We start from the raw sequence: 19,585 nt of genomic DNA, 5'->3' as shown, positions 1-19,585 counted from the left end.
GAATGGCGTAACGACTTCTCCGCTGTCTCGACCACAGGCCCGGTGAAATTGCATGACGAGTTAAGATGCTCGTTTCGCGCGGCAGGACGGAAAGACCCCGGGACCTTTACTACAGCTTGGTATTGGTGTTTGGTGCGGCTTGTGTAGGATAGGTGGGAGACTGTGATGCGGGCACGCCAGTGTTCGTGGAGTTGTTGGTGAAATACCACTCTGGTCGTTCTGGGCATCTAACCTTGGTCCGTGATCCGGATTGGGGACAGTGCTTGGTGGGTAGTTTAACTGGGGCGGTTGCCTCCTAAAGGGTAACGGAGGCGTCCAAAGGTCCCCTCAGCTTGGTTGGGAATCAGGCGGTGCGTGTAAGTGCAGAAGGGGGCTTGACTGTGAGACTGACGGGTCGAGCAGGTGCGAAAGCAGGGACTAGTGATCCGGCACTTCTGTGTGGGTGGGGTGTCGCTCAACGGATAAAAGGTACCCCGGGGATAACAGGCTGATCTTGCCCGAGAGTCCGTATCGACGGCAGGGTTTGGCACCTCGATGTCGGCTCGTCGCGTCCTGGGGCTGGAGTTGGTCCCAAGGGTTGGGCTGTTCGCCCATTAAAGCGGCACGCGAGCTGGGTTTAGAACGTCGTGAGACAGTTCGGTCCCTATCCGCCGCGCGCGGAGGAGACTTGCGGAAGGCTGTCCCTAGTACGAGAGGACCGGGACGGACGGACCTCTGGTGTGCCAGTTGTCCCGCCAGGGGCAGGGCTGGTTGGCTATGTTCGGAAGGGATAACCGCTGAAAGCATCTAAGCGGGAAGCCTGTTTCAAGATGAGGTCTCCCTCCCCATGTGGGTTAAGGCTCCCAGGAGATGACTGGGTGGATAGGCTTGGCATGGAAGCGCAGTAATGTGTTTGTGAGTGGACGAGTACTAATCAGCCGAGTGACTTACCAACTCCCCTGTTTGTGGGCTGTTGGGTGGGGTGATGCGTGGGGTGTTCACACCTGCTGATCGGCTTCTCAAGCATCGTCCCCACCACGGTGGTGGTGGGGTGTGGGGTTGTCGGTGGCTATGGCGGGAGGGGTAGGCCCGGTCCCATTCCGAACCCGGTAGCGAAGTCTCCCTGCGCTGATGGTACTGCACTCGGTGGGGTGTGGGAGAGTAAGGCGCCGCCGACACAACACGAAAAAAAGAAGGGGTGGGGTTGTTGAGCCCGTCCACGCTGGGAGGACCAGGGGGTTTTCCCGGCTGGGGTGGGGGCTCCGACTCCACCCCTTTTTTTCGTTGTGTGTGGGCCTGTGTTGGGCCGTGTGGGGTGTGGGTGTGACTCCTGGTCGGGGTCTCGCCCGCGCCCCTCTCTTTGTGTGTGCGTGGCCGGCCGGGATCCGGGTGGTCGCCGTGTTTCGGCTGGCGGGCGGCGCGTGCGGGGCGCAGCCGCGCGGTGGTCCAGTTCCGGGACGGCGAGCACCGCATGGTGGTGTTCGTGCTCCTCCGCCCTGGCTGCCCCTGCCAGGACAGCGCGGCATTCCGGACTGCTGAGCTCGCACCGGCCCGGCGGCGGGTCACCGCGGCAGCGTTCGGCAGTCCCGAACGGTTCGGCGGGTGCGGCGGGTTCAGGAGTGGTCCGGCGCACGTGCTGGCAGACCGCGGGCGCTGTTCTCGATGCTCACTGCTTCGGCCTGACCCGGCCTGGTTCCCCGCGTGGTCGGGCGAGTGAGGCGTGCGCATCAGCCGCGGGCACGGCAGCGCCGGTGCTGCGCCGGGACCCGATAAAATGGGTTCAGCTGTGAGCAATCGATTTTTTCCGAGTTCAGGAGGTTCGGTGTCCGGTTCCGAAGACAGGCGCAGCGGCGCTCGCCATGGGGCCGGTGCCGGCCGTAATCAGGACCAGAACCGCGGCCACGATCCGAAGAAGCCGCAACACTCCCGGGGTGGTAAGCCGGGTCCCCGCGACAAGCAGGGGCCGCGCGACGGCAAGCAGGGGCCGCGCGACGGCAAGCAGGGCGGCAAACCGGACTTCGCGGGTTCCGGTGGTGGCGCGGGGCGACCTCCGAAACGCGATGGGAAGAAGGGGTTCGACAAGCCGAGGGGCGAGCACGGCCCGAAGGGCGCTCAGGGTCCGAAGGGCGGACGCGGCCCGAAGAGCCCCGCGGGAACCAAGGCAGGTTCCAAGAACGCCCCCGGATCGAAGCCTCCCCAACGGCAGAACCGGGAGTCGCAGAAGCAGCGCACGGACAAGTCCCGCTCGGCTCCGGCGCGGACCGAGGCGTCCAAGACGACCGATTCCGGCCCGGTCGAGCCGACGCTGCCGGAAGAGATCGATCCTGCTGAGGTGCAGGACGAGGTGCGCCGCGAGCTGCGCCCGCTGCCGAAGCACGTGGCCGACAACGTGGCCGCCCACCTGCTCGCCACGGGCTACCTGCTCGACAGCGATCCGCAGCAGGCCCTGGAGCACGCGCGGTACGCGCGCAAGCGCGCCTCCCGCATCCCCTCGGTGCGCGAGGCCGCCGGCGTTGCCGCTTACAACGCTTCCGAGTGGAACGAAGCGCTCAACGAGCTCCGCACCGCCCGCCGGCTCTCCGGCGGACCGGGGCACGTGGCCCTGATGGCCGACGCGGAGCGCGCGATGGGCCGCCCCGAGCGGGCGATCGAGCTCAGCCGCAGTCCGGAAGCCGCGGAACTGGGCCGGGCCGAGGCGATCGAACTGCGGATCGTCGCCGCGGGGGCGCGGCGCGATCTCGGCGAGATCGACGCCTCGGTGGTCAGCCTGCAGATCCCGGAGCTGGACCCGCAGCGCCAGGACCCGTGGAGCGCGCGCCTGTTCTACGCCTACGCCGACAACCTGCTGGCGGCGGGCCGCGTGCAGGAGTCCTTCACCTGGTTCGTGCACGCGGCGCACGCCGACGACGAGGAGGACACCGACGCTCCTGGGCGCCTCGACGAGCTGGTGGAGCGGCTGGGTGGTCCGGAAGTCGCCAACGAGCTCGTCAACCAGGCCATCGAGGGCTCGGGCTCCGATGCCGGCGGTGCTGAGGACGACGGCCCTGAGGACCACGGCACTGAGGACCACGGGGACGGGGCCGGGGCGTCCGGGACGAACGCGGGCGCGGAGCGCTCCGATTCCCCCGGCGCCGGCGGAGCCGCAGCGTCCGAGGGGGAGTCCGCCCTCGCCGAGGACGGGTCGGAGGAGTGACGGAGAGCGTGCTGTCCGGGCACGACGCCGTGCTGCTCGACCTGGACGGAACCGTGTACCGCGGCGGTGTTCTGGTGGAGCGCGCCGCGGAGGCGATCCGCGAGGTGCAGCGGCGCGGGGTCGCGCTCCGGTACGTCACGAACAACGCGTCGAAGTCCGACGAGGACGTGGCACACCAGCTCGGTGAGCTGGGCCTGACGGTGCGCGGCGTCGAGGTGAGCACCAGTCCGCAGGCGGCGGCAGCGGTGCTCGCCGAGCTCCTGCCCGCGAGCTCGGCCGTGCTCGTGCTGGGGTCGGCGGCCCTCGAGTCCGAAGTGGACAAGGCAGGGCTGCACCCGGTCCGCAGGCACGCCGAGGACCCGGTCGCGGTGGTGCAGGGGTTGTCCCAGGAGATCACCTGGTCGGATCTGGCCGAGGCCGCGCTGGCGTTGCACGAGGGCGCACTGTGGATCGCGACCAACATGGACGCGACGTTGCCGACGGAACGCGGCGAGCTGCCCGGCAACGGTTCCCTGGTCGCCGCACTGCAGGCCACCAGCGGTCGGAACCCCCGCGTGGCGGGGAAACCGGAACGCCCGCTGCTGGACACCGCGGCGCGCTCCGCCGGTGCGCGATCGCCGCTGTTCGTCGGGGACCGCCTGGACACCGACATCGCCGGGGCCGTGCGTGCCGGCATGCCCGGCATGCTCGTGCTCACCGGCGTCAGCCGCCCGGCTGACCTGCTCGCCGCCGGCCCGGAACAGCGACCCGCGTACCTCGCCGCGGACCTGTCCGGTCTGCACGAACCGCCCGAGCGGGTGCGCATCGCCGCGGATCCGGCGTGGCCGTGTCGCGTGTCCGGGGACGTGGTCGAGCTGTCCTCGGCCCCCGAGGACTCCGAGCCCCCCGAGCCCCCCGAGGTCCCGGAGGGATCCGGGGGAGGTGCGGAGCAGCTCGCCGCGCTGCGGTCGCTGTGCGCGGCCCGGTGGAGCGCCGGGAGCGGCCCGGTGGCGGTGCGGGCGCGGGACGCGGGCGCCCGCGAGGTGCTCGCGCGGTTGGGGCTCTCGGGGACCCCGGAGGGACCGTGATGCGGTGCGTCTCGCGGAGGCGGCGTTGACCGGACGTGCCCGCGGGCGTGATGTCCTCGGGCCGGACGATTCCGCTAGCGTGGACGCATGACAGGTCCACAGGATCCGGACCCCGAGGTCCCGGCGGCCGCGTCCTCGGCGGACGGCGACGAGGAGGCGGTGATCGCGGCCATCCACACGGCCCTCGCGGAGCTCGACGCTGCGCGCGAGCGGCCGGTGGCCGAGCACGTGCGCCGTTTCGAAGCGGTGCACAACGCGTTGACGGACGCGTTGAGCACCGCGGACACGTACTTGTCGGGGACGAGCGACAGGAGCTGACACCGGTGCCGCGCAGGGCTCGTTTGGACGCTGAGCTGGTTCGTCGCGGACTGGCGCGTTCGCGCGAACACGCGAACGACCTCGTCTCCGCCGGGCGCGTCACGGTGCGGGGCATGGTGGCGCGGAAGGCGGCGACGGCGGTCGAGCGGGACGCCCCGGTCGTCGTCGCCGAGGACGACGACCCCCGGTGGGCTTCGCGCGGCGCGCACAAACTCCTCGGCGCGCTCGAGGCCTTCGAACCCCGGGGGCTGTCGGTGGCCGGGCGCCGCTGCCTCGACGCCGGCGCTTCCACCGGCGGCTTCACCGACGTGCTGCTGCGGCGCGGGGCGGGCAGCGTCGTCACCGTGGACGTCGGCTACGGCCAGCTGGACTGGAAGCTGCGCACGGACGAACGCGTGCAGGTGCACGAGCGCACGAACGTGCGGTTCCTCGAACCGGGGACGATCGGCGAGCCGGTGGACCTGATCGTGGCCGATCTCTCGTTCATCTCGCTGCGGCTGGTGCTGCCGGCGCTGACGAGCTGCGCCCGTGGGGGCGCCGATCTCCTGCCGATGATCAAGCCGCAGTTCGAGGTGGGCAGGGAGCGCCTCGGCTCCGGCGGCGTGGTGCGGGACGACGAGCTGCGCGCCGAGGCGGTGCTGGACGTCGTCCGGTTCGCCGAGGAGCACGGCTGGGGCCTGCGCGGCGTCGCCGCCAGCCCGCTGCCCGGGCCGTCCGGCAACGTCGAGTTCTTCGCCTGGCTGCGGGCGGCGGACAGCGGCGTCGACGCGGCCTCGGCGGTGCGCGAGGCGGTGCGCCGCGGTCCGCAGAACGTCGATGCAAGCGCGCACCGGCAAGGGAGTGCCACGTGACCCGCGAAGTGCTGCTGGTGGTGCACTCCGGCAAGCAGTACAACCTGCGCACGGCGGAGAAGGTCGCCGGGCAGCTCATCGGCGCCGGGATGCGCGTGCGGGTGCTGGCCGAGGAGGCGCCGCTGCTGAACTCGGAGTGCTACGACAAGGTCGTCGCACCGGGCAGGGACGCCGCTGTCGGCACCGAGCTGGTCCTCGTGCTCGGCGGCGACGGCACGCTGCTGCGCGCCGCGGACCTGGCCTACGGCAGCGGCGTGCCCGTGTTCGGCGTGAACCTCGGCCGGGTGGGCTTCCTCGCCGGTGCCGATTCCGATGCGCTGGACGAGGCGGTCCGCGCGGTCGTCGAGGGCCGCTACACCGTCGAGGAGCGGATGACCGTGGAGGTCACCGCGAGCCTGGACAGCCACGTGCTGTGCCGCACGTGGGCGTTGAACGAGGCGAGCGTGGAGAAGTCGAGCCGGGAGCGCGTGCTCGACGTCGTCGTCGAGGTGGACGGGCACCCGGTCTCCGCGTTCGGCTGCGACGGCGTGCTGTGCTCCACCCCCACCGGGTCCACGGCCTACGCGTTCTCGGCGGGCGGCCCCGTGGTGTGGCCGGAGGTGCACGCGTTGCTGGTGGTGCCGAGCAACGCGCACGCGCTGTTCGCGCGCCCGCTGGTGATCGCCCAGGACTCGCTGGTGGCGCTGGAGGTGGACCACAACGGCCACGACGCGGTGCTGTCCTGCGACGGGCAGCGCCACGTCGACCTGCCGCCCGGTTCGCGGGTGGAGGTGGTCGCCGGGGGCGAGCCGCTGCGCCTGGTGCGGTTGCACGACACCGCCTTCACCGACCGGCTGGTGCGCAAGTTCGAGCTGCCGGTCCAGGGCTGGCGCGGTCCCGCCGCGGCACCGGAACGCCCGTGACCGGCAGCGGCGGAGTCGCGCGGTCTGCGGGCGGCCGGGTGGCGCCGCTCGGGTGGTCGGCGGCCGCGGGCCTGGCACCGCGCCGAGGCGGATCATCACCCGCTAGGGTGCGTGCTGTGTTGGCGGAGATGCGCATCCAGGGATTGGGCGTCATCGACGACGCCACGCTCGAGCTGCACCCGGGCCTGACCGTCGTGACCGGTGAGACCGGGGCCGGCAAGACGATGGTGGTCACAGGGCTGCACCTGCTCGGCGGCGGGCGCGCGGACTCCTCGCGCGTGCGGGCCGGTGCGAAGCGGGCCGTGGTGGAGGGCCGGTTCGAGGGTGACGCTGCGGCGCACGCGGTCAAGGCCGGGGCCGACGCGGGCGCGGAGACCGACGAGGACGGCAGTCTCATCGCCGTGCGCAGCGTGTCCGGTGACGGGCGCTCGCGGGCCCACCTCGGGGGGCGGTCGGTGCCGAACACCGTGCTGGCCGAGGTGGCCGACCAGGTGCTCGCGGTGCACGGGCAGAACGATCAGCTGCGCCTGCTGCGCTCCGGCGAGCAGCGCGCGGTGCTCGACCGCTTCGCCGGTGAGGAGATCCGCGAGCCACTGGCGGAGTACCGGCGCGTGCGGGAGCAGTGGGCCGCGACGATCCGCGAACTCACCGAGCGCACGGAGCGCTCCCGCGAGATGGCCCGGGAGGCCGACCTGCTGCGGCACGGCCTGTCCGAGATCGAGTCGGTGGCGCCCGAACCGGGCGAGGACGGCGAGCTGGTGGCCGAGGCGCGGCGGCTCTCCGACGCGGACCAGCTGCGGGAGCAAGCCGCGGTGGCGCAGACCGCCCTGTCCGGAGCGGCCGACGGGGATCCCGACCTGCCCGGGGCCCTCGGCCTGCTGGGGCAGGTGCGGCGGGCGCTCGGGGGTGTCGAGGACCAGCAGCTGCGGGACCTGGAGCCCCGGGTGGCCGAGGCCGCGACGGTGCTCGCCGACGTCGACGCGGAGCTCAGCGCCTACCTGCAGCGGTTGGACGCCGATCCGGACCGCCTGGAGCAGGTGCTGGCCCGCCAGGCCGAGCTCAAGCAGCTGACGCGCAAGTACGCCGCTGATGTGGACGGTGTGCTCAGCTGGGCCGAGCAGGCGCGGGAGCGCCTCGCCGGCCTGGACACCTCGGAGGAGGCGCTGGCCGAACTGGCGCGCCGGCGCGACGAGCTGGCCGGCGAGCTGGTCGGGCACGCGCGGGCGGTGACCGAGATCCGCCGCAGCAGCGCCGAACGGCTCGCCACGGCGGTGACCGAGGAGTTGCAGGGCCTGGCCATGGCGCAGGCGCGGCTGGAGGTCGCGGTGCGGCCGCGGACGGCCGAGACCGGCGACGAGCACGCGCTGACCGTCGATGACGCGGTGCTGCACGCGGGCAGGGACGGGGTGGACGACGTCGAGCTCCGGCTGCTGCCGCACTCCGGGGCGGCCTCGGCACCGCTGCACAAGGGGGCATCGGGAGGTGAGCTCTCCCGCGTGATGCTCGCGCTGGAGGTGGTGCTCGCCGACGCCGACACGGTGCCCACCCTCGTGTTCGACGAGGTCGACGCCGGCGTCGGCGGCCGCGCCGCGGTGGAGATCGGTCGGCGGCTGGCCCGGCTCGCCGCCAGTCACCAGGTGGTGGTGGTCACGCATCTGCCGCAGGTCGCCGCCTACGCCGACCGCCACCTCGTGGTCGACAAGGGCGATGGTGACGAAGGGCTCACCCGCAGCGACGTGCGCACGGTGGCCGATGACGAACGCGTGGCCGAGCTGGCGCGCATGCTCGCCGGGCTGGACTCCACCGAGACGGGGCGGGCCCACGCCGAGGAGCTGCTGCACACCGCCGAGCGGGACAAGGCCCGCTATCGCCGGGGGCGTTCCCGCGAGCGCGGGTCGTGATCGCGGTTCGGTGGTCCGCCGCTGGGCAGGGCGGGTCCGCCGCCCGGCCGCGGGGGAACCGGCCGGGAGGTGTACGCGGCCTGCACCAGGCGGTGCGTTCGGGTGAACTCGTGCGATAGGCTGGAATTCCGTGGGAGCGACGGGCCCGGCCAAGCAGCCGCAACCGTCACAGTGCAGAGAGATCCTTCGAACCGGGCGGGACGACAGCCCGGCGACGGCTTAACCACGGGGAGCTTTTTGGTGCCGCACGCACGCGCGATCAAGCATGTTTTCGTGACCGGGGGCGTTGCCTCTTCGCTGGGCAAAGGTCTGACCGCGGCGAGCCTGGGTGAGTTGCTGACGGCTCGTGGCCTGCGGGTGACGATGCAGAAACTGGACCCGTACCTCAACGTCGACCCTGGGACGATGAACCCGTTCCAGCACGGCGAGGTGTTCGTCACCGAGGACGGGGCGGAGACCGATCTCGACATCGGCCACTACGAGCGGTTCCTGGACCGGGCGCTGACGCGCAACGCCAACGTCACGACCGGGCAGGTGTACTCGTCGGTGATCGCCAAGGAGCGCCGCGGCGAGTACTTGGGGGACACGGTGCAGGTGATCCCGCACATCACCGACCAGATCAAGTCGCGCGTCATGGCGATGGGCGAGCCGGACGACAGCGGACGAGCGCCGGACGTGGTGATCACCGAGGTGGGCGGCACCGTCGGTGACATCGAGTCGCTCCCGTTCATGGAGGCCTGCCGCCAGATCCGCCACGAGGTGGGGCGGGACAACTGCTTCTTCCTGCACGTCTCGCTGGTGCCCTACCTGGCCCCGTCGGGCGAGCTGAAGACGAAGCCGACGCAGCACTCGGTGGCCTCGCTGCGCAACATCGGCATCCAGCCGGACGCGCTGGTCTGCCGCGCCGACCGCGATCTGCCGGAGGACCTCAAGGACAAGATCGCGCTCATGTGCGATCTGGACACCGACGGCGTGGTCGCCTGCCCGGACGCCCCGTCGATCTACGACATCCCGCGGGTGCTGCACGCCGAGGGGCTGGACGCCTACTTGGTGCGCCGGCTCGGCATGCCGTTCCGCGACGTCGACTGGTCGGTGTGGACGGACCTGCTGGACAGCGTGCACAACCCGTCCGAGCGCGTGCGGATCGCGCTCGTCGGCAAGTACGTCGACCTGCCCGACGCGTACCTGTCGGTGACCGAAGCGTTGCGCGCGGGCGGTTTCCACCACCGGGCCAAAGTGGAGATCTCCTGGGTGCCGTCCGACTCGTGCGAGACCGAGTCGGGCGCGGCGCAGGCGCTGGCCGGCATGGACGGCGTGCTCGTGCCCGGTGGCTTCGGCGTCCGCGGCATCGAGGGCAAGCTCGGCGCGCTCCGGTACGCCCGCACGAACGGCATCCCCACGCTGGGGTTGTGCCTGGGACTGCAGTGCATGGTCATCGAGGCGGCGCGCTCGCTGGCCGGGCTGGAGCGGGCGAACTCGGCGGAGTTCGAGGAGCCCTGCCAGCACCCGGTGATCAGCACCATGGCCGACCAGCGCGACGTGCTCAGCGGGGACCGCGACATGGGCGGCACGATGCGGCTCGGGTCCTACCCGGCGCGGCTGGAGCCCGGTTCGCTGGTGGGCGAGGCCTACGGCGAGTCCGACATCGCCGAGCGGCACCGGCACCGCTACGAGGTCAACAACAACTACCGGGAGGACCTGCGCAAGGCCGGGTTGCTGTGCTCGGGGACCTCGCCGGACGGGCGGCTCGTCGAGTTCGTCGAGCTCGAGCGCGAGCAGCACCCGTTCTTCGTCGGCACCCAGGCCCACCCCGAGCTGAAGAGCCGGCCGACCCGGCCGCACCCGCTGTTCGCCGCGTTCGTGCGCGCCGCGCTGGACTACCGCGCGGCCGAGCGGCTGCCGGTGGACCTGCCCGAGGCGCCACGCACGTCGGGCGCCTCCTGACCTGGCCGCGCCGCCGGTGCGGGCCCTGCAGCGCTGATCGGTACTAGGCTGGGCCGCGTGCACGCGGACAACACCGAAGCCGACAACACCGGAACCGACAGCACCCGAACCGACAGGGCGGGAGCCGGCGCCGCACCGGGCGGCGTGGGGCGCACCAACGGCGCGCACGACTTCACCGTGGCCGGCAGCGAGGACATCTACGTCGGCACCATCCTGGCCCTGCGGGCCGACGAGGTGGACATGCCCGGCGGTCGCCGCGCGCGGCGCGAGGTCGTCGAGCACTACGGGGCCGTGGCGGTGCTGGCCCTCGACGAGGACGAGCGGGTCACGCTGATCCACCAGTACCGCTACCCCCTGGGACGGCGGCTGTGGGAGCTGCCGGCCGGGCTGCTCGACGTCGACGCGGAGAGCTCGGTGGAGGCGGCGCGCCGCGAGCTGGCCGAGGAGGTCGGCCTGGACGCCGACGAGTGGTCGGTGCTGGTGGACGTGGCCTCCTCGCCCGGTTTCACCGATGAGAGCGTGCGGGTGTTCCTGGCGCGGCAGCTGCGCGCGGTGGACCTCCCGCCGGCCGCGGCCGACGAGGAGGCCGACCTGACGGTCACGTCGGTGCCGCTCGACGAGGCCGTGGCCATGGTCTTCGACGGGGAGATCGTCAACGCCCCCGCCGTGTCCGGGCTGCTGGCGGCGCGGGCCGTGCGGGACGGGGTCCACCGACCGCGGCCGGCGGACGCCTCGTGGCAGGACCGGCCGCGCCGGTTCGCCCAGCGGGGCGGTGCGGCCGGGCACGAGCGTGCGGAGTGAACCGTGCCGGATCAGGAGGAGCTGCCGGAGGCGGTGCGCGCGGCCATCACCCGGTATCTCGAGCACCTGACGGTCGAGCGCGGCGCGGCGCGCAGCACGCTCGAGGCCTACCGGCGGGATCTGCGGCGTTACGGGGCGTTCCTGGCCGAACGCGGCGTCACCGACCTCGCGTCCGTCGCGGCGCAGCACCTGGCCGACTTCCAGGCCGACCTGTCCCACCCGAGCGGTGACCGCCGTCCGCTGGCGCGGTCCTCGGTGGCGCGCACGCTCGTCGCGGCCCGCGGGCTGCACCGCTTCGCGCAGGCGGAGGGGATGCTGGCCGCGGACGTGGCGCGCGAGGTGGCGCCGGTGGCCCCACCGCGGTCGCTGCCGCGCGCGCTGGCGGTCGACGAGGTCGCGCGGCTGCTGGAGCACGCCGCCGGGCAGCGCCCGCACGAGCTGCGCGACCGGGCCCTGCTGGAGCTGCTGTACTCCACGGGCGCGCGCATCTCCGAAGCCGTGGGGCTGGACGTGGACGACCTGGACGTGGACGAGCGCGCGGTGATCCTCACCGGCAAGGGCGGGCACCAGCGCCTGGTGCCGGTGGGGAGGCCCGCCCTGGAGGCGCTGGACGCCTACTTCGTCCGCGCTCGTCCGGTTCTGGCCGCGCGGGGGCGCGGGAGTTCCGCCGTGTTCCTCAATTCCCGCGGATCGCGCCTGTCGCGGCAGAGCGCGTGGCACGCCCTGAAGGCCGCGGCCGAGCGCGCCGGGATCACCAGCGAGGTCTCGCCGCACGTGCTGCGGCACTCCTTCGCGACGCACCTGCTGGAGGGGGGTGCCGACGTGCGGGTCGTCCAGGAGCTGCTCGGCCACGCCTCGGTGGCGACGACGCAGGTGTACACCATGGTCACGGTGACCACGCTGCGCGAGGTCTACGCGACGTCGCACCCGCGCGCCCGAGGCTAGCGGTCGGGCGAATCGGGCCGCTGCGCCGGACGGTTGTTCGGCACACCACGGCGAGGCGCGTTGCCGCAGGTCGTGAACGCCACCTAGGCTGCATTGTGATCGCCACCGGCTAACGAAGGAGTCAGGATCGCCATGTCGCAACCGCAGCCCTCCGCCGATGGGCGGTCGCGGGGCGCGGTCGACCTGAGCATCGCCCCGGATTCGACCGGAACGGGATCGAGTTCCGAGGAGGAGGTCGACCTCGCGCCCGGGGCGGCCCGCGGGCTCGGGCCCACCGGACGGCCCCGTCGCCAGATCCCCGAACCGCCGATGCTGGAGGGGCACGGCCCTGCGTCCATCGTGGCCATGTGCAACCAGAAGGGCGGTGTGGGCAAGACCACTTCGACGATCAACCTGGGGGCGGCGCTGGCCGAGTACGGCCGCCGCGTGCTGCTGGTGGACTTCGATCCGCAGGGTGCGCTGTCGGTGGGGCTGGGGGTTCAGCCGCACCAGCTGGACCGCACGATCCACAACGTGATCATGGAGAGCTCGGCGAAGCTCGAGGAGATCGTCCAGCAGACCTCGGTCGACGGCATGGATCTGCTGCCGAGCAACATCGACCTGTCCGCGGCCGAGGTGCAGCTCGTCGCCGAGGTGGGGCGGGAGCAGGCGTTGCAGCGGGCGCTGCGCAGCGCCGCCAAGGAGTACGACTACGTCCTCGTCGACTGCCAGCCGTCGCTGGGGCTGCTGACGGTCAACGCGCTGGCGGCGGCCCACAGCGTGATCATCCCGCTGGAGTGCGAGTTCTTCAGCCTCCGCGGTGTCGCGCTGCTCATCGACACGATCGAGAAGGTGCGCGACCGGCTGAACCCGGACCTGGAGATCTCCGGGATCCTCGCCACGATGTTCGATCCGCGCACACTGCACTCGCGGGAAGTGATGCAGCGGGTCGTGGAGGCGTTCGGTGACATCGTCTTCGACAGCGTGATCAACCGGACCGTGCGGTTCCCGGAGACGACGGTGGCGGGCGAGCCGATCACCCGATGGGCTCCCCGTTCGGCCGGGGCGAAGTCGTACCGCTCGCTCGCGCGGGAGGTCATCGCGCGCTGAGGCGCCCGTTCTGCCTGCTCGGAGGGGGTGCGGGCGGCAGGGGGACCAGGGCGCCGACCGGCAACGGGCGGTCCGGCCGGTGCGGCCGCGGAGTATCATCGCCGGGTCCGGTGCGCACGCCCCTCCCGCGCCGCAGCCCGGCGGGGAGGGGCGGCCGAGGGGCCGGGACGCGGACCGGTGTCCTCCTGGCCCGCGGCACCGCCGGAGAACACCGTCGTACAGGGGGCCGCCGCGTGACCGATTCCGAGCTGTCCGAACTCGCCGCGGGCGAGCCGGAGGCGGACGAGTCCGGCTCGGGCGGGCGGTTCACCGTGCGGCTCGACAACTTCGAAGGGCCGTTCGACCTGCTGCTGCAGCTCATCTCGCAGCACGAGATGGACGTCACCGAGGTGGCGCTGCACCGGGTCACCGACGAGTTCCTCGCCTACACCAAAGCTCTCGGGCAGCAGTGGGACCTGGACGAGACCACCGAGTTCCTCGTCGTCGCGGCGACGTTGCTCGACCTCAAGGCGGCGCGGCTGCTGCCCGCGGCCGAGGTGGAGGACGAGGAGGACCTGGCGCTGCTGGAGGCGCGGGACCTGCTGTTCGCGCGGCTGCTGCAGTACCGTGCGTACAAGCAGGTCGCCGAGCTGTTCAGCGAGTTGGAAGCGGGTGCGCTGCGGCGCTACCCGCGCGCGGTCTCGCTGGAGGACCGGTTCGCCAACCTGCTGCCGAAGGTGCGGTTGGGCGTCGGCCCGGAGCGGTTCGCGGAGATCGCCGCCTCGGTGTTCCGGCCGCAACCGCCACCGGCCGTGTCGCTGGAGCACCTGCACCAGCACCAGGTCTCCGTGCGGGAGCACGTCGCGCTGCTGCGGGTGCGCCTGGCCGAGCGCGGCGAGGCGACCTTCGCCGGTCTGGTCTCCGACTGCGGCCACACCATCGAGGTCGTCGCCCGCTTCCTGGCGCTGCTGGAGCTGTACCGCGAGCAGGTGATCCTGTTCGAGCAGGAAGCACCGCTGGCCACGTTGTCGATCCGGTGGGCGGGCGGCAGCCTGCAGGAGGCGCGGGCGCAGGCGGACGCGGAACTGGCGCGACAGGACGACGAGGAGTACGGGTGAGCAGCCAGCCCCACGAGCACGACGAGAGCGGCGCACCACCGCCCACGCCGGCGGAGGGCGCGGTGCAGCGGACCGAACCGTCCACAGCGGATCCAGATGAATCCACTGTGGATACTTGTGGTCCCGGGGTTCCTCCGGTGGGAGGCGCGGCCGATGCCACCTCTCCCGCCGAGGACGCCGGAGGCGGCGAGGACGTCGGGCGCACCGGAGACGCCGGGGGCTCCGGCAGCACCGCAGGTGCGGAGAGCACCGGCACCGGTGCGGCTTCCGCGGGCACCACCGGGACGCGGCCCACCGGGGACGGTGGCACCGAGGACGGTGGCGGTGGGCCCGCCGCGGCGCACCGGGCCGTGGAGAGCGCTCCCGAACCGCCGGCCCTGGACACCGACGAGGACCTGGACTGCGCGCTGGAAGCGCTGCTGCTCGTCGTCGACGCCCCCGCCGGCGAGCAGCTGCTCGCCGAGACCCTGCAGCAGCCGGTGGCCCGGGTGCGCACGGCCCTGCACCGGCTGTCCGACGGGTACGCGGCCGCGAACCGGGGGATCGACCTGCGGCACGTCGGCGACGGCTGGCGGATGTACACGCGCGAGCGCTACGCGCCGTACGTCGAGCGCTACCTGCTCGACGGTCAGCGCAGCAAGCTCACGCGCGCCGCGATGGAGACGCTCGCCGTGGTCGCCTACCGCCAGCCCGTGACCCGCTCCCGCGTGGCAGCGGTACGCGGTGTGAACGTCGATGGCGTTATCCGTACCCTGGTGGGTCGAGGCCTGGTCGAAGAGGCCGGGACCGATCAGGAAACCGGTGGCCTCCTGTACTGCACGACGGAGCTGTTCCTGGAGCGGCTCGGCTTGTCGTCGCTGAAGGAGCTGCCGCCACTGGCCCCCTTGTTGCCCGAAGTGGATGCGATTGATGACGTCTAAGGACCCTTCCGTTTCTGCCGACGCCGAAGGCGTTCGGCTGCAGAAAGCGCTGTCGAACGCCGGTGTGGCCTCCCGCCGGGAAACCGAGCAGATGATCGTCGAGGGCCGTATCCAGGTCAACGGGGAGGCCGTCACCGAGCTGGGACGGCGAGTCGACCCGAGCACGGCCACCGTGCACGTCGACGGCGCGCGGGTGTTCCTCACCAACGACGTGCGGGTGCTCATGCTGAACAAGCCGCGCGGCATCCTCTGCACGATGTCCGACGACCAGGGCCGCCCGTGCCTCGGCGACTACCTGAGCAAGAAGGACGGCAAGCTGTTCCACGTGGGGCGCCTGGACCAGGACACCGAGGGCATGCTGCTGCTGACCAACGACGGTGAACTGGCCAACCGGGTGATGCACCCCTCCTACGAGGTCCCCAAGACCTACCTGGCCGAGGTGCAGGGCACCGTGCCGAAGGACATGGCCAGGACGCTGCGCGAGGGGGTGGAGCTCGAGGACGGCCTGGTGCGCGTGTCGCACTTCAAGCTCGTCGACCAGGTGCCGAAGCGGGCCATGGTCGAGCTCGTGCTGCACGAGGGCCGCAAGCGCATCGTGCGCCGCATGCTCAAGCACGTGGGGCTGCCCGTGCAGCGGCTGGTGCGCACCGCGATCGGCAACGTGCGGCTCACCGACGAGCGCCCCGGCGCGATCCGGCCGCTCAACCAGCGCGAGATGGGAGCGCTGTACAAGTCCGTCGGGCTGTGACACCGGCCTCCGCGCCGCCGGCGCACGCGCGGGGCGAGCGGCGCCGTCGATGCCGAGGCACGTGGGGATCACCACTGCCCGGCAGGCAGAATGGACCCCGGTGGGACCGCCAGTTCAGGGAGGGACAAGCGACGGTGGCACAGCTACGCGGTGTGGTGGCGCTCGACGGGCCTTCGGGTACCGGCAAGTCCACGGTGGCTCGACGGCTCGCGACCGAGCTGGGGGCGAAGTACCTCGACACCGGCGCGATGTACCGGGCGGCGACATTGGCGGTCCTGCGCGCGGAGGTCGACCCGGCCGACGCGGTCGAGGTCGAACGCGTCGTGCGCACCGCCCTGCTGAGCGTGCGGACCGAGCCGGACCGGCCCGCGGTGCTGCTCGACGGGGCCGAGGTGGAGGCGGAGATCCGCGGCGCCGAGGTGACCGGGGCGGTCTCGGCCGTGTCGGCGATCCCCGCGGTGCGTGAGGTGCTCGTGGAGCAGCAGCGCGCCGAGGTGCGCGGGGCCCTCGACGGCCCCGGCGGCATCGTCGTCGAGGGCCGCGACATCGGCACGGCCGTCGTCCCCGACGCGCGGTTGAAGGTCTTCCTCACGGCCAGCACCGACGCGCGGGCGCAGCGCCGCACCGCCCAGGACGTCGCAGCCGGCCGCAGCGGCGACGTGCCCAGCACCGCCGAGCAGGTGCGGCGCCGGGACCAGCGCGACGCGGGCCGGAGCGCCTCGCCGATGCGGCAGGCCACCGACGCCGTGGAACTGGACACCACCGAGCTCGGTGTGGCCGAGGTGCTCACCCGGCTGCACGAACTCGTCGGAGCGCGGGGGTTGCTCGGGGACTGCGCCCCGTCGGCCTCGGAACGGACGGCCGGGTGAGGAAGGAAGACCAGCAGCACCTGCCGGAAGGCGCGCGGCTCGCGCTGCACCGCGGCGGACGGCGCTTCGCGCGGATGCTCGGTTCCGCCTACCGGCTGCGCGTGCACCGGGCCGACCGGGTTCCGCGTTCCGGTCCCGTGGTGCTCGTGGCGAACCACTCGGCCCTGGTCGACGGGCCGCTGCTGTTCGGGGTGCTGCCCCGCGACGTGGTCTTCCTCATCAAGGCGGAGATGTTCCGCGGTCCGTTCGGGTGGTTCCTGCGGCGGATCGGGCAGCTGGCGGTGCGCCGCGGCGAGCCCGACCGGACCCCGCTGCTCGCGGCGGTTCGCGTGCTGCGCCACGGTGGGACCGTGGCCGTGTTCCCGGAGGGAACCCGCGGCACGGGTGAAGTGGACAACGCGCAGAACGGCGCCGCGTGGCTCGCCCGCACCGCGCAGGCGCCGGTGCTCCCGGTGGCGTGCCGGGGCACCGCGCGGCCGGGCCGGTGGCCGCGGCTGCGGCCCCGGGTCGACGTGCTCTTCGGCGAACCCGTCGAGCTGCCGAGCGAGAAGGGGCGCGTCGGCCTGCGTGCGGCGACCGACCGGGTGCGCTCGGAGTTGGTGGACCTGGTGGTCGCGCTCGACGAGCTGGTCGCCGACCAGAACAACGATCAGCGGAGAGGGAAACAAGCGTGACCGACGAGTCGCTAGACGGCACGTGGTCGGACGAGTCCGACTGGGCGGTGGCCGATGCTTTCGAACCGGCCGAGGGCGAGCCGTCCGCCCCGGCCCAGCCGGTGGTGGCCGTGGTGGGGCGGCCCAACGTGGGCAAGTCGACCCTGGTGAACCGGCTGATCGGCCGGCGCGAGGCGGTCGTGCAGGACACCCCGGGCGTGACCCGGGACCGCGTGGCCTACGACGCGCTGTGGAACGACCGGTGGTTCACGATCGTGGACACCGGCGGGTGGGACCCGCAGGCTTCCGGGCGGCAGGCCGCCATCACGCAGCAGGCCGAACTGGCCGTGGCCGCGGCGGACGCCATCGTGTTCGCCGTCGACGCCCAAGTGGGCATCACCGAGGGCGAGCAGGCCGTGGCCCGCGTGCTGCGCCGCTCGCGCAAGCCGGTGCTGCTCGCGGCGAACAAGGTCGACGACCAGCGCACCGCGAACGAGGTGCACGAGCTGTGGTCGCTGGGGCTCGGCGAGCCGCGGCCCGTCAGCGGTCTGCACGGGCGCGGCTCCGGTGACCTGCTGGACGCGGTGCTCGAGGCGCTGCCGGAAACACCCCGCGACCGGGGGCGCAGCGCCGGCCCGCGGCGCGTCGCCCTGGTCGGCAAGCCCAACGTGGGCAAGTCCAGCCTGCTCAACCGGCTCACCGGTGAGGAGCGCGCGGTGGTCGACGAGGTCGGCGGAACGACGGTCGACCCGGTGGACTCGCTCGTGGAGCTCGGCGGCGAGACCTGGCGGTTCGTGGACACCGCGGGCCTGCGCAAGCGCGTGAAGACCGCCCGCGGCACCGAGTACTACGCCTCGCTGCGCACGCGCCACGCGATCGAGGCCGCCGAGGTGGCCATCGTGCTCATCGACGGTTCCGAGCCGCTGAGCGAGCAGGACCTGCGCGTGATCAGCATGGTCGAGGACGCCGGCCGCGCCCTGGTCATCGCCTACAACAAGTGGGACCTCGTCGACAACGAGCGGCGTCGCCGGCTGGAGAAGGAGATCGATCGGGACCTGGTGCGGGTGCGCTGGGCCGAGCGGGTCAACGTCTCCGCGCACACCGGACGCGCGGTGTCCAAGATGGCGCCGACGCTGCGCCGCGCGCTGGAGTCGTGGGACCAGCGCGTGTCCACCGGCCAGCTCAACGCCTGGATCAGCGAGCTCGTGGCGGCGAAGCCGCCGCCGGTGCGCGGTGGCAAGCAGCCGAAGATCCTGTTCGCCACGCAGGCGCAGGCGCAGCCGCCGACCGTGGTGGTGTTCAGCACGGGGCGGTTGGAACCGGGTTACCGTCGGTTCCTGGAACGCAGCTTCCGCGAGCGGTTCGGCTTCGTCGGCAGCCCGGTGCGGCTGTCCGTCCGCGTGCGGGAGAGCAGCAAGAGCCGGTGACGGAGGTGGCAACGGTGCGCGTGCTGGGTGATGGCGGTCTTCCCGCGCTCGGGCAGGGCACGTGGGGCATGGGCGAGCGCGCGGCGCGCCGCTCGGACGAGGTGGCGACGCTGCGGCACGGCCTGGACCTCGGGCTGCGGCTGATCGACACCGCGGAGATGTACGGCGGCGGCGGTGCCGAGGAAGTCCTCGGCACCGCCCTGGACGGCCGCCGGGACGAGGCGTTCGTGGTCAGCAAGGTCTACCCGCACAACGCCACGGCGAAGGGCACCGTCGAGGCCTGCGAGCGCAGCCTGCGGCGGCTCGGCACCGACCGGATCGACCTGTACCTGCTGCACTGGCGCGGCGGCACGCCGCTGCAGGAGACGCTGGAGGCGTTCGACCAGCTCCGCGCCGACGGCAAGATCCGCGCGTTCGGGGTGAGCAACTTCGACCCCGACGACGTGGCGGAGCTGTGGCAGCACGAGCTGGGCCGCCAGGTGGCCGCGAACCAGGTGCTGTACAACCTCACGCGCCGCGGCATCGAGCACGACCTGCTGCCGTGGTGCCGCGAGCACTCCTTGCCGGTCATGGCGTACTCGCCGATCGAGCAGGGACGCGTGCTCGGATCCGCGGCGCTGCAGCGCGTCGCCGAGCGGCACGGGGCCTCTCCGGCCCAGATCGCCCTGGCCTGGGTGCTTTCCGGCGACGGGGTGTGCGCCATCCCCAAGGCGGCGACGCCGGAGCACGTGGCCGAGAACGTGCGCGCGCTGGGGATCGAACTGTCCACAGCGGACGTGGCCGAGCTCGGCGAGGCCTTCCCCGCACCGGCCGGGCCGGTGCCGCTGGAGATCCTCTGACTCGGGCCTACGGGACTTCGTTGGAGGTTTGTTGCTGCCCGG

General features: G+C 72.4%; 17 protein-coding genes and 2 rRNA genes (1 of these 19 only partly in view). All 19 read left to right on the top strand.

Annotated elements, in window-relative coordinates; genetic code table 11:
• Positions 1-934, top strand: a 23S ribosomal RNA gene (locus ACVGV0_RS13055); it begins 2,163 nt to the left of the window's first position.
• Positions 935-1,040: 106 nt separating this feature from the next.
• Positions 1,041-1,157 (top strand): 5S ribosomal RNA (gene rrf / locus ACVGV0_RS13050).
• A gap of 644 nt (positions 1,158-1,801) precedes the next feature.
• Positions 1,802-3,172: a tetratricopeptide repeat protein gene (locus ACVGV0_RS13045; RefSeq protein WP_459155943.1), complete on the top strand. Its 1,371-nt coding sequence runs from the start codon at positions 1,802-1,804 to the stop codon at positions 3,170-3,172.
• Positions 3,169-4,239 (top strand): HAD-IIA family hydrolase, encoded by a 1,071-nt coding sequence (locus ACVGV0_RS13040; RefSeq protein WP_459155942.1) that lies wholly within the window; start codon positions 3,169-3,171, stop codon positions 4,237-4,239. The genes ACVGV0_RS13045 and ACVGV0_RS13040 overlap by 4 nt, the downstream gene beginning before the upstream one ends.
• A gap of 87 nt (positions 4,240-4,326) precedes the next feature.
• Entirely contained in the window at positions 4,327-4,557 is a 231-nt protein-coding gene (locus ACVGV0_RS13035) for a hypothetical protein (protein ID WP_459155941.1), read from the top strand.
• Between the two features lie 5 nt (positions 4,558-4,562).
• The gene (locus ACVGV0_RS13030; protein WP_459155940.1) at positions 4,563-5,408 is read left to right on the top strand and encodes a TlyA family RNA methyltransferase; all 846 of its coding nucleotides are present in this window, start codon (positions 4,563-4,565) and stop codon (positions 5,406-5,408) included.
• Positions 5,405-6,310 (top strand): NAD kinase, encoded by a 906-nt coding sequence (locus ACVGV0_RS13025; RefSeq protein ID WP_459155939.1) that lies wholly within the window; start codon positions 5,405-5,407, stop codon positions 6,308-6,310. Before ACVGV0_RS13030 ends, ACVGV0_RS13025 begins: the two co-directional genes overlap by 4 nt.
• 116 nt (positions 6,311-6,426) lie before the next feature.
• Positions 6,427-8,211 (top strand): DNA repair protein RecN, encoded by a 1,785-nt coding sequence (gene recN, locus ACVGV0_RS13020; RefSeq protein WP_459155938.1) that lies wholly within the window; start codon positions 6,427-6,429, stop codon positions 8,209-8,211.
• Between the two features lie 240 nt (positions 8,212-8,451).
• Positions 8,452-10,155 (top strand): CTP synthase, encoded by a 1,704-nt coding sequence (locus ACVGV0_RS13015; protein WP_459155937.1) that lies wholly within the window; start codon positions 8,452-8,454, stop codon positions 10,153-10,155.
• A gap of 144 nt (positions 10,156-10,299) precedes the next feature.
• On the top strand, positions 10,300-10,956 hold the full coding sequence (locus tag ACVGV0_RS13010) for an NUDIX domain-containing protein (RefSeq protein ID WP_459160006.1): 657 nt from the start codon (positions 10,300-10,302) through the stop codon (positions 10,954-10,956).
• Positions 10,957-10,959: 3 nt separating this feature from the next.
• Positions 10,960-11,901: a site-specific tyrosine recombinase XerD gene (gene xerD / locus ACVGV0_RS13005; protein ID WP_459155936.1), complete on the top strand. Its 942-nt coding sequence runs from the start codon at positions 10,960-10,962 to the stop codon at positions 11,899-11,901.
• Between the two features lie 132 nt (positions 11,902-12,033).
• Positions 12,034-12,990, top strand: a complete 957-nt coding sequence (locus tag ACVGV0_RS13000) for a ParA family protein (protein WP_459155935.1) — start codon at positions 12,034-12,036, stop codon at positions 12,988-12,990.
• 248 nt (positions 12,991-13,238) lie between these two features.
• Positions 13,239-14,087 carry a segregation and condensation protein A gene (locus ACVGV0_RS12995; RefSeq protein ID WP_459160005.1) on the top strand — a complete coding sequence of 283 codons (849 nt, stop codon included), beginning with the start codon at positions 13,239-13,241 and terminating at the stop codon, positions 14,085-14,087.
• A gap of 137 nt (positions 14,088-14,224) precedes the next feature.
• Positions 14,225-15,007: an SMC-Scp complex subunit ScpB gene (gene scpB / locus ACVGV0_RS12990; protein WP_459160004.1), complete on the top strand. Its 783-nt coding sequence runs from the start codon at positions 14,225-14,227 to the stop codon at positions 15,005-15,007.
• Complete coding sequence (locus ACVGV0_RS12985) at positions 14,997-15,755, top strand: pseudouridine synthase (RefSeq protein WP_459155934.1); 759 nt, start codon at positions 14,997-14,999, stop codon at positions 15,753-15,755. The genes scpB and ACVGV0_RS12985 overlap by 11 nt, the downstream gene beginning before the upstream one ends.
• Positions 15,756-15,889: 134 nt before the next feature.
• Positions 15,890-16,624, top strand: a complete 735-nt coding sequence (cmk, locus tag ACVGV0_RS12980) for a (d)CMP kinase (protein WP_459155933.1) — start codon at positions 15,890-15,892, stop codon at positions 16,622-16,624.
• Positions 16,621-17,298 (top strand): lysophospholipid acyltransferase family protein, encoded by a 678-nt coding sequence (locus ACVGV0_RS12975; protein ID WP_459155932.1) that lies wholly within the window; start codon positions 16,621-16,623, stop codon positions 17,296-17,298. Before cmk ends, ACVGV0_RS12975 begins: the two co-directional genes overlap by 4 nt.
• Entirely contained in the window at positions 17,295-18,704 is a 1,410-nt protein-coding gene (gene der / locus ACVGV0_RS12970) for a ribosome biogenesis GTPase Der (RefSeq protein WP_459155931.1), read from the top strand. Before ACVGV0_RS12975 ends, der begins: the two co-directional genes overlap by 4 nt.
• Positions 18,701-19,543 carry an aldo/keto reductase gene (locus ACVGV0_RS12965; RefSeq protein WP_459155930.1) on the top strand — a complete coding sequence of 281 codons (843 nt, stop codon included), beginning with the start codon at positions 18,701-18,703 and terminating at the stop codon, positions 19,541-19,543. Before der ends, ACVGV0_RS12965 begins: the two co-directional genes overlap by 4 nt.
• Positions 19,544-19,585 lie beyond the last annotated feature (42 nt).

This window comes from Salinifilum ghardaiensis (assembly GCF_054491345.1).
The sequence above is the reverse complement of the archived record's forward strand: the minus strand, read 5'-3'. Positions and strand labels throughout refer to the sequence as shown.